Annotated in this window: 7 protein-coding genes and 1 pseudogene; 7 read left to right on the top strand and 1 reads right to left on the bottom strand. The window is 67.6% G+C overall.

Annotated elements, in window-relative coordinates; translation table 11 throughout:
- Window positions 1-40: 40 nt before the first annotated feature.
- Window positions 41-1,702, top strand: coding sequence for a hypothetical protein (locus AOM46_RS13520; protein ID WP_158920416.1), 1,662 nt, complete (start codon window positions 41-43; stop codon window positions 1,700-1,702).
- Between the two features lie 460 nt (window positions 1,703-2,162).
- Here the strand turns inward: AOM46_RS13520 and AOM46_RS13515 are convergent, their stop codons facing one another.
- Window positions 2,163-2,630, bottom strand: a complete 468-nt coding sequence (locus AOM46_RS13515) for a zinc ribbon domain-containing protein (protein WP_062210307.1) — start codon at window positions 2,628-2,630, stop codon at window positions 2,163-2,165.
- Window positions 2,631-3,066: 436 nt separating this feature from the next.
- On the opposite strand from AOM46_RS13515, the gene AOM46_RS13510 reads away from it, so the two are divergent.
- The 6 genes and pseudogenes from AOM46_RS13510 (at window position 3,067) to AOM46_RS13485 (ending at window position 13,416) form a co-directional block, all read left to right on the top strand.
- Window positions 3,067-4,047, top strand: a complete 981-nt coding sequence (locus tag AOM46_RS13510; protein ID WP_158920414.1) for a hypothetical protein — start codon at window positions 3,067-3,069, stop codon at window positions 4,045-4,047.
- A gap of 390 nt (window positions 4,048-4,437) precedes the next feature.
- Window positions 4,438-4,704, top strand: a pseudogene (locus tag AOM46_RS31985) (restriction endonuclease); the annotation flags it as partial.
- A 374-nt stretch (window positions 4,705-5,078) separates the two neighbouring features.
- The gene (locus AOM46_RS13500; protein ID WP_234313764.1) at window positions 5,079-8,759 is read left to right on the top strand and encodes a DEAD/DEAH box helicase family protein; all 3,681 of its coding nucleotides are present in this window, start codon (window positions 5,079-5,081) and stop codon (window positions 8,757-8,759) included.
- The gene (locus AOM46_RS31980) at window positions 8,756-10,174 is read left to right on the top strand and encodes a restriction endonuclease subunit S (protein ID WP_078856772.1); all 1,419 of its coding nucleotides are present in this window, start codon (window positions 8,756-8,758) and stop codon (window positions 10,172-10,174) included. Before AOM46_RS13500 ends, AOM46_RS31980 begins: the two co-directional genes overlap by 4 nt.
- 17 nt (window positions 10,175-10,191) lie before the next feature.
- Complete coding sequence (locus AOM46_RS13490; protein WP_062210873.1) at window positions 10,192-11,763, top strand: class I SAM-dependent DNA methyltransferase; 1,572 nt, start codon at window positions 10,192-10,194, stop codon at window positions 11,761-11,763.
- 288 nt (window positions 11,764-12,051) lie between these two features.
- Window positions 12,052-13,416: a class I SAM-dependent DNA methyltransferase gene (locus AOM46_RS13485; protein WP_234313763.1), complete on the top strand. Its 1,365-nt coding sequence runs from the start codon at window positions 12,052-12,054 to the stop codon at window positions 13,414-13,416.
- Window positions 13,417-13,450 lie beyond the last annotated feature (34 nt).

The following is a 13,450-nucleotide window of genomic DNA, read 5'->3' as shown; positions in this document are numbered from 1 at the left end:
CGGCGCCGACGACACCAACGACGGGAGAGGCACAGGGCACATGGACGACGCGATGGAGACGGTGGACCAGTACGTCTTTCGTTGGGACGCGGAGAACTCCGCCGGCGGCACCGGCTTCGGGGTCGTCGCCTGGTCGGGCGAACGCTCGGACGCGGCCGACGTCCAGCGTGCGCTCGCCTCCACCCTTGACGTGGCCGGCGAGAACACGATCCCCGGGCTGGTACGGATCGAACGCGGCCATCGGGTGCTGCTCGGCCGGCGCACCCTCGGCCTGGACCCGGGCGGCCGGGCCGGCACGGTCTGCCACGCACTGGTCGGCCACAGGTCCGTCCTCCCGCCGATCACCTGTCTCGCCCTGCACGACTGGCGCTGGCAACAGGACGAGCTGCCGGTCGAAACCGTGCGCGGGGGCCTCCCGCCCGTGCCCACCGAACCGCTGACCCACGGCCGGGACGAGGAGCTGTTCCGGCTGACGGACGAACTGCGGGAACCGACCGCCCTCCGGACCCTGGTCGCGCTGACGGCCGAGGTGCTGCGGGACCCCAACCGCCGCTTCTCGGTGCTCGACCTGTCCGGCGGCAGGGAACCCCACACCGTGCTGCTGGGACTCTGGCGGCTGTTCGGCCCGCTGCTCGGCGGCCAACCGCTGGGCTGGTCGTTCGCCACCCATGACTCGGACTACGCCAAGCGGCTCCGTTTCACCTTTCTCACCGCGTGGCCGACACATCCCTCGTCGAACGAGCGGCATGTCCGCGTCGACCCCAGGAAGCAGACGGGGGACCGGGCCGAACAACTCGCGCGGGTCCTGGTCGACTTGAGCCTGGCGGAGGAGGGCGGCGGGAACGTCAGCAGAACCCTGGAGAGGCGCGCTCCCCAGGAGGAGACCCGCCGCAACCGTAAGGACTGGCTGCTGCGGACGGCCGAACGGGCCCTGAGCCGAACTCCCCAGCCCGTGCAGCGGAGTTCCCCACCCCGAAGGACCCAACCCACCCCCGAACCCCGGCCCCAGGCGGCGGCCGGGCCCGGGCCTCAGGCGGCGGCCGGGCCCACCGAAGGGGCCGCCCCCTCCGCCGATCTCCGGGCATTGCGGCTGATCCGGGCCGTCCGCGAGAGCGATTTCAGCGATCCCTCCCTACGCGACCTCATCGCCCCCATCGCCGCCGAACACCCGCACTGGTCACGGGACCTGCAACTCAGGTACTGCCATGTGCTGCTCGAACACCGGCTCTTTCTGCGTGCCGGATTGGCGGACACCGAGGAGCGGTCCGCCGTCGAGGTGGCCCGGCTGTACCGACAGGCCGTGAAACCGTTCGCCGACGAACGGCAGGTGGCCGCCACACTGGCGACCATCCTTCCCGAGGAGACCGAACGCACCAGAAGCCACCCCATCGCCCGGCCGGCCCTGGACCACATCCTCAAGGACGGCGCCGGGGTGTCGGAGGCCGTCTGGTACCAGATCCTCAAGGTCTGGCATCCGGAGGAACCCCCGCGCCCCCCTCGTCCCCCCGCCCCACCGACACCGAGCCCGCCCCGCACCAGCTGGGACCAACCACCGAGCCACCCCGCCCCAACCCACCCCACCACCACCCACCGCGACCGCCGACCATGGCTGCCGGAGGTAACCGGCGTCGGCATGGTGGGCGCGGCAATCGTGGCCTGCCTGGTAACCATCCTGGTACTCACCATCCTCGCCACCCGCTGACCCGCCGACCCACCCAACCCGAAACCATACGGAGGCCAACTCCTCGCACAACTCCCAGAATCGACAGCAACTCCCCGGGACCGCCGGAACCGGGCAGCGGGGCACTCGTCTGTAGATAGGTCGGTGGCGGTGTAGCCGGGACGGGCGAGCCGCAGCCCGGCGTTGTCGACGAGCACATCCACGCTCGCCCGTTCGGCATGCAGCCGCTCGGAGAAGTCACGGATCGACCCCGGATCCCCCGGTGTCAGGACAGCGCCTGGTTGCCACAACCGGCATCAAGCGGCGCAACCAGGCGTCCAGGAGAACCTTCTCCCGACACCTCATACGAAGGAGCCAGGTCAAAGGCGATCTGACCTGGCTCTCGGCGGAGCAGGCCAGGGGAATCGAACCCCCGCTGTCCGCTTATGCAACGCTCACGTGTACCAGCGGTCGCGCGGCATGAATCACCCGAGCCGAACCGTCACCCATCCAACCGTCTGACGATCTCCAGGACATAGGCAGTCCACCTGGTCCCGCAAGCGGGGCAGTGTGCGATGTGATCGTGTTCCTGAAGCCTGCGGACCCGGTCTCGGGCGAAACCGGGGAACTCGACCGCGTAGAGGATGGAGAAACGGGCCCCACACTCACGACACCGGCGGACCAGCGTCTGGCCGGTGACCGCTCCGTGGAAGTCCTCGTCCGTGGCCGTGCCAGTGACGACCCGACCGTCCACCTCGGTGAGCGAGGTGCCGTCACTCCAGTGCAGGTAGAGCGCGACCGGCGGGGACTTCGACAGCAGTCGAAAGACGATTCGGCGCACCAGCAGATTGCCGGCCAGCACGTCCTCGGGCAGGTCGAGAAACTGCACCGGCTCCTCCAACTCCGGTGCCTCGCCGCCGGGGAAGTACCGCACCGACACACCCCCGATGATCAGGTCGTGTGCTGCCACGGCATTGCCTCGACTCCGTCTCGTCGGCCCCGTATTCGACGCCGACTAAGTGAAACGGCACGAGAAGCTCTTCACCGCCGATCACGTCGAGTGGGTCCGTGAAGTCGGCGGTCACGCCAAAGCGGCCGCCTTCCGCGAGGCTACCGTCTTCGTCTACCTACGCCCGCATCTACGTCGAAGCGGGTGCCGCCGTCTTCGGCAAGTTCCTGCGCGCCGGTACCCCGGTAGCCACCCTCACATGGCACAAGGGCACCTGCGCCGACGCAGCCCTCTGCGACCGCACCGGCACGACCACCGTTCTCGCACCTGAGGAGGACGACGAATCCGCCCGCCGCCGCCGTCGAACGCACCTACGACTTGGACCACGCCGAGGTCCAAGCCATCGTCAGCACCGATTCGACCCCCAATGCCACTTCAAGGCGCTGTCCTCGTCACCGTGTTGACGAACCTCGACGCCCCCCACCCACCCGCTCTGCTCCGCAAAGCCCTGGGCCCACGCTGGGAGCACATGGTCGACGGCGCCGACCTGGAGATGCGCCAACGCGACCACGGCACCCGCTACCACCCGCCTCGCCGCACACCCCCCTGGCCCGAGTTGCTGGCCATGATCGAGAAGACGTTCGCCGAACAGGGAGTCCTGCAGGCCCCCTGCCTGCCGCTGTGCTGGGGGCGGGAGACCGAGCTGACCATCTCAGCCGTTCAAGCCCTCGACTTCTTGCTCAGAGAGGGACGTCCCGTCCCCTACCATCGCGGCTTCCCGGCCCAACCAGTGGTGTGCTTCACCGGTCAACGCAACGCCGACGACACGCTCCGCAACCGCTTCCTGACCTCCTTCGTCAACGTCTCACGCGTCGAGCCCATCCAGGACACCGCCGAGTACGCCACGATCCTCGACGAGTTGCTGACCGTCCTGTCCCGCCTCGGCATGCATGCCCGGCACATCAGCGTGCACGGACTCGTCACCGTCTGGCGACGCAGCGAAGCCCAGGGCATCACCCTCCGGTTCCGCCACGCGGACCTACCGCTCGGCGACACCGTGCTCCACTGGAACGCCACCAACCCCGCACGCATGGCCGTAGACCTCGGCAGCGCCCTCAAACGCCTCGCCTGGGCCCGCTCTCGATTGCCCTGGCGAGATCTCATCTTCGGCCCATGGGCTCGCACCGCGCCCCGCAACATCCTCGACGCACTCCGCACGGCCACCCTTCTCCTCGGGGACGGCACCACCCCCACAGCGCGCGGCGCTGGCAGCATCACCCGCCGCGTCCTGGCCACGGTCCCCGCGGACCACTCACCTTTCGGCTTCAGCGCCGTCATCCGCGCGCACCACGAGTTCTGGAGCGCTGTCACGGCCCTCCCAGTGGCATGGCCCGAGACAACGCATGTCCTTGAGGCAGAGCTGGGAGTGCAGCGGTGAGGTCCTCTTTCGCGCTGAGTTGCTTCTCGTCCACGCTTGGTGTCGGTAATGGAATCGAAGGGGGGATGCGGCTGATGGACGGCGGCGTGGATGGCGGCGCAGGCGGAACCGGTGGTCAGCGGACGTAGGCATCGCACTGCTGGCGGCGGTGGTGATCTTCTGGTCGCGGATCTGGCCATTCGTGCTCACGGCGGTGGGGCTGGCCGGCCTCGGGGCCCTGGTGTGGTGGAGCTGGCGCACCCACCGGGAGATACGCCGCAGGGACGCGGTGTTCCGGGCGGAGCAGCGAGTGCTGGAGGCCACCCGCACGCTGGAGAAGGTGGACAAGCTGCACTGGCAGAATTCCGAACGGATGGTGGCCGCGATGCTCCGTGAGGGGGCTGCACCGAGGTCCGGTGGGTCGGCGGAAAGGGGGACCTGGGCAGGGACGTGGAGGGCGTGCTGCCGGACGGTCGCTCGATGGTGGTCCAGTGCATGTACTTCGCCACGCACCGGTCGGTCGTCAGCCGCGACATGCATGACCTGTTGGGGGCTCGAACCAGTTTCACGGCCGATGTCGCGATCTTTGTGACGAACACCAGGTACACCACCGATGCCGAGAAGTACGCGAAGGACAACGACATCATCGCCATCGGCCGCAACCTCTTCGCCTCGTGACTCAAGGGCTCCCGGCTGGAGTACATCCTCAAGGCAGGCGTCGGCGGCCAGGGCGACCGTCGGCACCTGAATGCATGGAAGAAGGCGTACGGCGAACCCAGGAGCGGCCGCAGGAAGAAGCCTGCGAGCTGACCGCCCAGGGCCCGGCGAACCCGGCGGTCACGCCCAAGTAGGAACCGGCCCGCGCCAGCGCGGCGAACTCGCCAACATCGTCGAGTGCCCGCTGCGGATCCGGGCAGGCCGTGGCCGACGACAGCGAAAATTCTGGCGTCAGTGCACCCCCGGGCGCTAGGCTCGATGATCCCTTCACCGCACCCGAAACAGCCCAGGCACGTCACGTCGTACAGCATCCCAGGAAGAGCGGTACTCCTCTGATGAGCGCAGGTGGCGCGGCACAGACACCGGACGCCAGACTCGCCGAGCTCGCCCGGACGTCACGCAACTTCGGTTTCCTGTACGACCATCTACCGCTGCTCGTCGCTTATGGCTCGGGCGCCGAGGCCAACGTCTTCACCGACTCGAACACCTCGCTCATCAAGTCCCGGCAGTTCGGTGAGGCTCTCGCTTCCGATCTGGTGCGCCGGGGTCGCGTCCAGTTCACGGGGACCAAGCAGATTGAGCGTCTGGCCGCCCTCGACAGGGAAGGCTATCTGCACGGCAACGTAGGACCGGCCTTCCATGAGATTCGTGTGCTCGGCAACAGAGCCAGCCACCACGACCACGACGATCCGGACGACGCCTTCCGGGCTGTGCGGACCTGTCACCGACTCGGCGTCTGGTACCACCGCCTGATCACCGGCTCCCGCGAACAGCACACGTTCGTGCCACCAGACCCGGCGCGCACGCCGGCCGCACAGAACACGGCTCTGCGCGCACAGGTGGAGGAGACCCGGCGCGCACTGGAGGAGGCCCGTCTCACCTACGAGGGCCAGGCGTCCCAGGCACAAGCCGAGCAGGCCGCCCGCCTCACGGCGGAGAAGGAACTCGCCGACGCTGCGGCGGAGCGCGAGGAGCTGGCCCGTCAAGTGGCCGCCATGCACGATCAGCTCGCGGCGCTCCAGCAGGCCCATTCCGCGGCCGACGCCAGGCTGCTGCGCGAGCAGGTCATGAGCCCCGCCGCCGCCTCCGCGGCGGTGGCCGAGCGTGCCCGTCTCCTGGAGAACGCCGAGCAGGCGGCCCGCGAACCCCTCACCGAGGCGCAGGTGCGCACCCGTCTCGACGAGATGCTCACCGAGGCGGGCTGGAGCGTCCAGGACGCGGGGGGCAGCCTCAACTTGTACGTGCAGGGCGACCGCCGTGGGAGCGGTGTCGCCGTCCGCGAGACGACCACCGCCACGGGCCGCGCCGACTACGCCCTGTACGTGGAGCGCAAGCTCGTCGGCGTGATCGAGGCCAAGCGAGAGGGCGCCGACCTGACGGCCGCCGAGGCCCAAGCCGACCGGTACGCCGACCACCCCACCGAGGCACAGCAGCGCCTGATCGCCTGGCGCACCCCACTGCCGTTCCGCTATGTGTCGGACGGCGGCGAGACCCGGTTCCGCAACACCCTCGACCCCGACTCGCGCAGCAGGCGGATCTTCTCCTTCCACCAGCCCCGTACCCTTTCCCGCTGGATCCGCCAGGCCGAACAGGACCCACAGGCACCCTCCTACCGTGCCCGGCTACGCCTGCGCATGCCCGAGCTGGACGAGCGCCCCCTCCGCCCGGCCCAAATCAAGGCGGTGCGCGGCGTGGAGGAGTCTGTAGCCCTGGGCAAGGGCCAGCAGGGCACGGGCCAGTCCCGCTCCCTCGTGCAGATGGCGACCGGCGCCGGCAAGACATACACGGCGGTCACGTTCTCGTACCGGATGCTCAAGTACGCCCAAGCCGAGCGGGTCCTGTTCCTGGTGGACCGGAACAACCTGGGCGCCCAGGCGCAGAACGAGTTCGAGAACTTCACGACGCCCGACACCAACCGCACCTTCGCCGACCTCTTCAACGTGCAGCGCCTGGGCGCCGAGGGCATGAACCCGTCCGCGAAGGTCGTCGTCTCCACGGTGCAACGCCTGTACATGGAGCTGACGGGGGCGACCGTCCCCGTCACGCAGGGCGAGGACGGCGAGGACGAGTACACGTACGACGTGGCAGGTGACATCCACGTCGGCTACAACCACGGCATCCCACCCGAGTCCTTCGACCTGATCGTCGTCGACGAGTGCCACCGCTCCATCTACGGCAAGTGGCGTTCCGTACTGGAGTACTTCGACGCGCCCGTCGTCGGCCTCACCGCGACACCCGTCGCGCAGACCTTCGGCTACTTCAACGGCAACCTGGTCAGCGAGTACACCTACCCGGAGGCGGTCGCCGACGGCGTCAACGTCGACTTCCAGGTGTACGAGATCCTGACACGCATCACGGGCGAGGGCGGCGTCATCGCACGCGGCACGATCCCCGTCCGCGACCGCCGCACCCGCCGCCAGCGCTACGAGGACTTCGACGAGGACGTCTCCTACGGCGCCACGGAAGTCGGCGTCGGCGTCATCAGCAAGGACCAGCTGCGCACGGTCATCCGCACCTTCCGCGAGCGCCTGTTCACCGAGATCTTCCCCGAGCGCGCCAAACGCGACAAGGAGACTGGTGAGCTGCTGTGGGACGAGATGTACGTCCCCAAGACCCTCGTCTTCGCCAAGAACGACAACCACGCTGAGGAGATCGCAGAGGTCATCCGGGACGTCTTCGGCAAGGGCAACGACTTCTGCGCGAAGATCACACACGCGGCGAAGAAACCGGCGGAACGGCTCTCCGACTTCCGCAACCTTCCGCAGCTACGCATCGCCGTCACCGTCGACATGATCGCCACAGGTACCGATGTCAAGCCGCTCGAATGCCTGCTCTTCCTGCGAGACGTCAAGAGCTGGGCCTACTTCGAGCAGATGAAGGGCCGCGGCGCCCGTACTCTCTCGCTGACCGAGTTCGAGCGCGTCACGCCGGGTGTCGGCCCCAAGACACACTTCGTGATCGTCGACGCGGTGGGCGTGACCCGGAAACCGAAGGTGGACGCCGGTCCGCTGGAGCAGCACACGGAGAAGGACCTCAACCTGGAGAAACTCCTCCGCCTCACCGCCCGGGGCGTCGCGGAGGACACCCACATCTCCACCCTCGCGTCCCGTCTGGCCAAACTGGACATCCAGATGACCGACGAGGAGCGCACCGAGATCGAGGGCCTCACCGACGGTGTACCGCTGAAGCACATCGTGCACAGGATGGTCGACGCCGTCTCGATCGACGAGCAGGCCAAGATCCGCGAGGCCGCCGAACGCCTCGGCCTCGACCCCGACCAGGCCGTACGGGACGTGACCGAGCGAGCGCTGCGCCCGTTGGCCTCCAACCCCGAGCTGCGGAACCGGTTGCTGGAGATGCGACGCGCGAAGGACATCCTGTACGACGAGACGAGCCGCGACGCCCTCGTGTCGGCCGGCGCCGTTCCGGAGGACGAATCGACGGCACGGGAGACCGTCCGCGACTGGCGGGAATACGTCAAGGAGCACCGCGACGAGATCGCGGCCCTCGCCATCGCTTTCTCACCCGAGTCGCCAGTACCGCCCCGCGAGGCCCTGCGGCGCCTCAAGGACCTGGCGCGTGCCGTGGCGCGGCCGCCGCGTGCCTGGACGGCAGAGAAGCTGTGGCGCTGCTACGAGCAGGTGGGCGAGGCTGTGACTGCTAACCGTTCCGCCGCCCGCACCGCGGCCGACCTGCTGGCCCTGATGCGCTACGAGCTAGCGGGCGGCGCGGACGAGGGCACCGCGCTGCCGCGCCCGCACGAGGAGGCGGTAGGGGAACGGTACGCGGCCTGGCTCGCTCGGCAGGAGCAGGCGGGCGTGAACTTCACAGACACCGAACGCTGGTGGCTCGACCACATCGCCGGTGCCACGATCGAGCGTGTACGCTTCGACACCGCCGACCTCGACTACGCTCCGTTCACAAAAATGAACGGCACGGACGGATTCCTCGCCGAATTCGGTGAGGAAAGGGCGGAAGAGATCCTCGACGAACTGGACAGGGAGCTGGGCGCGTGACGCTGGGGCTGGGTGCGGATTCCGGGGGCGGCCGGGACGGGCTTCCGGGCGGGGGCGCCGGGGAACTGCCTCAGGGGTGGGCTCGGGCAAAGCTCGGCGAACTCGGCGAATGGTACGGCGGTGGCACCCCATCGAAGAAGAGGCCGGAATTCTGGACTGACGGCACCATTCCATGGTTGTCCCCGAAGGACATGGGACCGGACGTTCTCGTGGCGACGCAGGACCTCATCCACGAGTGCGCCCTCGACGAATCGCCCGTGAAACTTGTGCCCGCCAAATCGGTGGCGATCGTCGTCCGCTCCGGAATTCTAGAGCGAAAAGTTCCTATCACGTACGTGCCCTTTGAGGTCACACTGAATCAGGACATGAAAGCGGTCGCGCCTCACGTGGGGATCGATGGTCGCTGGCTGGCTTGGGCGATTCGCGTGCAGGAGCAGTACGTCCTGGAGAACTGCCGCAAGCAGGGCACGACGGTGGCTTCACTTGAGGTGCCTTGGCTGATGGACACCGAGATTCTTGTGCCACCGTTCGCGGAGCAGCACCGCATCGTCGCCGAGATCGAGCAGCAGATCAGCCACATCGAGGCTGGCGAAGTAGCTGCCGATCAAGCCACCCAGACCATTCTGGAACTAGACGCAGCTGTCCTCGAATCCTCCCTAAACAGGACCGCTCGATCAAGTCGCGCCCTCAGGACTCTGATCTCACAGCCACTGACGAATGGGAAATCAGTGCCCACACTCGACGGCGGCTTCCCCGTTCTTAGGCTGAACTCAGTCCACGGACGCACTGTTGACACGTCCATCAAGAAGGGCGGCGACTGGGGTTCCATCGACCCTAGATCTTATCTAATTTCCGAGGGCGACTTTCTGGTAATTCGAGGAAATGGAACACTCGCACTCGTGGGACGTGGAGCACTAGTCCCCACGCTTAGCGAATCAGTCGCATACCCGGATACGTTGATTAGAGTACGAGTTAACAAAGAACTCACAACGCCTGCCTACCTCGACCTCGTCTGGAACTCAAGGAAAGTAAGGCAACAGATTGAGAGTCAGGCTCGGACGACTGCGGGAATCTATAAGATTAACCAGGCGATTCTTGGGGACATAGAGATTCCTTACACGTCACCAAGCGACCAAGAGCTAATCGTTGAAGAGGTGAGACGGGTTCAATCTGCCTATGCGCCGCTCGCCGATGAAGTCAAAAGGATCCGTTCCGCGTCGGCAGAGCTCCGCGCCGCCCTCCTGAACGCCGCGTTCACCGGCGCCCTCGTGCCTCAGGACCCCACCGACGAGCCCGCCTCCGTCCTGCTCGACCGGATCCGCGCCGAACGCGCGACCGCCAAGAAGGCGCCCCGCAAGCGTGCCCCCCGCAAGCCGCGCTCCGCCCCGCCCGGTCAGGAAGAACTGCCCCAGTGAGCACCACCCCCGTCCTCATGAACAGCGCCACCACCCCGGGCCCTCGCCGCCCTGCCGGGGAGACGACGTCCACGCTCGTCAACCGGCTCTGGTCGTACTGCGAGCTGCTGCGCCACTCCGGCGTCTCCACCCTCGACTACGTCGAGCAGCTGACGTACCTCCTCTTCCTGAAGATGGCAGACGAGCGTGCCAACCGGCCGGCCAAGTTCCGTAAGAACATGCCGGAGGAGCCGCTCGTCCCACCGGGCCTGGACTGGCCGAGTCTCACGAGCCGGTCGGCCGAGGACCTCGTGGACCACTACGAGCACGTCCTGCGGCAGCTGGGCCGCAAGGGCGGGACAATGCTCGGCGAGGTGTTCACCAAGGCGCAGAACAAGATCCACGAGCCCGCCGTCCTGGAACGCCTCATCAAGGACCTAATCGACCTCTACACCTGGACCCGCGAGAACCAGGACCTCAAGGGCGACGCCTACGAAGGCCTGCTCCAACGCGGCGCCGAAGACCGCAAGACAGGCGCCGGCCAGTACTTCACGCCCCGCCCGCTCATCGATGCCATGGTCGACTGCGTGCAGCCGCGCCCCGGCGAGTCGATCACGGACCCCGCCTGCGGCACCGGCGGCTTCCTCATCGCCGCGCACGCCCACATCGTCGAGCGCTACGAGGAGCAGCTGTACGGCGACGAGGCGCGCAAGCTCCAGACGGGCGCCATCACCGGCTATGAACTGGTCCGGGAGACTGCCCGGTTGGCCCTGATGAACATGCTGCTGCACGGCATCGGCACATCCGAGGCCCGCCCGCTGATCACCATCCAGGACTCCCTGGCGAAGTCGCCGCACAAGTTCTACGACATCGTGCTCGCCAACCCTCCCTTCGGCGTGGGCTCGGTCACCGGTGAGGCATATACCTCCCGCAAGGACTTCTGGACGCAGACCACGAACAAGCAGCTTAACTTCGTCCAGCACATCTACACCCTGCTGAAGACGAACGGCCGGGCCGCCCTGGTCCTGCCGGACAACGTGCTGTTCGAGGGCGGCGCGGGTGCCGAGATCCGCCGCCGCCTGCTGGACCTCACCGACGTCCACACCCTGCTGCGCCTGCCTACCGGCATCTTCTACGCCAACGGCGTCAAGGCAAACGTCCTCTTCTTCGACAAGCGCCCGCCCCGCCCCGGCGGCAAACCCGCGACCAAGCAGCTCTGGGTCTACGACTTCCGCACCGACCAGCGCTTCACGCTCAAGCAGCGCGCCCTGCGCCGCGAACACCTCAACGAGTTCGTCGCCGCGTTCCACTCCGGCGGCACGGACTACTCGGCTCGAAAGCCAAGTGAGCGCTTCCGATCGTACGAGTACGATGAACTGATCGCACGTGACAAGGTCAACCTCGACCTGACGGTGATGCAGTCCGCCTCCGCTTCGTCTGCCACGCTAGCGCCTCCGGACGTGATCGCGCAGGAGATCGTGGAGGACCTGGAGACGGCACTGGCCGAATTCACCGCTGTGGCACAGGCGTTGAAGAAGGCCGCGAACACCAAAGGCACCAGCACCTCAGACGGCGACAACACAAACGACAACACATCCCAGGAGCAGTAGCCCAGGCCTCCGTCCCTCGTAAGCGAGGGCCCGCCGGGGCCCGCTCCGGGAGCGGGAGGCGCGGTCCCTGTGTCCGTGCAGGCAGTACGGACACGGGCGGCCCGCCAGGGACTGACTACAAGGACTGGGTGACACATGGCCAGCGGGCTCGGCCGAGGCAACGGCGCGGCGGCGGGAGTACAACCGGAAAGGCTCTGGAACGGCGACGCGATAGCGGACCGCTTCTGGAAGTTCTACCGCGAGGAGACGAGCACCCGCGCCATCACCCGCCTCCAGTTCCTGGAGCACGTGGGCTATCTGCTGTTCCTCAAGCTGGACCACGAGCGCGCCCAGCGAGCGGGCCGCTTCGCACAGCAGCCCGTCGCGCCCGTCGACGCTTGGCCGAACCTGGCCCTGCTCAGCGGTGACGCCCTGCACGCCCGGCTGACCGGGCTCATGGGTGATCTCGGTAACCAGGATCTCTCCGACCGTCCCGACCGCCAGACCGCGAGCGTCGTCTTCCGCGACGCCCAGCCCTGGGACCTCGACCGCATGGCCGAGCTCAACAAGCTGATCGTCGAGCAGATCGACCCCTGCCGATGGCTAACGGTCCCCCAGGCCGAGTTGGGCCGTGCCTTCTCACGGATGCTGCGGGACTGCCGCGACGACATCGACCTCAAGATCGAGACCGGCCAGACCCTCACGCCTCTCCCCGTCTTGAACGCCATCACCAAGGTGCTCGGCGTGGGCCCCGAGGACGTCGTGATCGATCCGGCGTGCGGCACGGGCACGACGCTTATCGCCGCCTACCACGCCATGCTCGCAGCGAACCGGCAGCTGGCCCCGTCCGCCCTCGCGGGCGCCGATCTCGACGCGCAGATGTGCCGGCTCGCCATGCTGAACATCCTTCTGCACACCGGCCGTCCGTTCGCCGACCCCGCCCCCGTCCAGCTCGCAGACACGCTCAAGCGAAAGAACCCGGTGCTCCGCGCCGTGTCCGGTGTCGTGCCCACCGTGGCCATCTGCAACCCGCCGTTCAAGAGCAACGGGGTACAGCCCGACGCCACCATGCGTGACGACTTCTGGGCGTACGGGGACTTCCCCACCAACTTCCTCCAGCACCTGGCGATCACCCTGCCGCAGGGTGCGCGGGCGGCCGTGTTCGTCCCGGACGGAGTGCTCTTCGGCGCCGGCGCAGCGGCCACCGTACGTCAGAACCTGCTGAGGAACTGCGACGTCCACACCCTTCTGCGGCTCCCGACCGGGCTGTTCCACCGCAAGGGCGTGAAGTCGAACATCCTCTTCTTCACGAAGTCCGCGCCCAAGCCGAGCGGTGAGCCCGCCACCCGGCACCTGTGGGTGTACGACGCCCGGACGGGCAACCACCACACCGACACCGGCAACCCGGTCACCGAGGCCGACTTCGACGACTTCGTCGCCTCCTGTCTCCCGGAAGGGGGCTTCTCCGCTCGGACGGAGTCGAAACGTTTTCGCAGCTACCCGGTGGCGGAGCTCCTCGCTCTCCCGAAGACGAGCCTCGACCTCAAGGCCCATCTGGCTCCGGAACTGGGCGACTTTGGTTCTCCCAAGGAGATCGCCTTCGAGGTGGCGGATCGGCTCGATGAGGCAGCCGCCCACTTCCGCCAGGTCGCGGAGGCGCTGCCCGGACAGTGAACGCAACGACCGGGCGTTTCCGGTACGAGCCCAA

This window comes from Streptomyces sp. NBRC 109706 (assembly GCF_000974485.1).
Taxonomy (GTDB): domain Bacteria; phylum Actinomycetota; class Actinomycetes; order Streptomycetales; family Streptomycetaceae; genus Streptomyces.
Note: the sequence above shows the minus strand (reverse complement) of the source record. Positions and strands in the feature narration are given on the sequence as shown.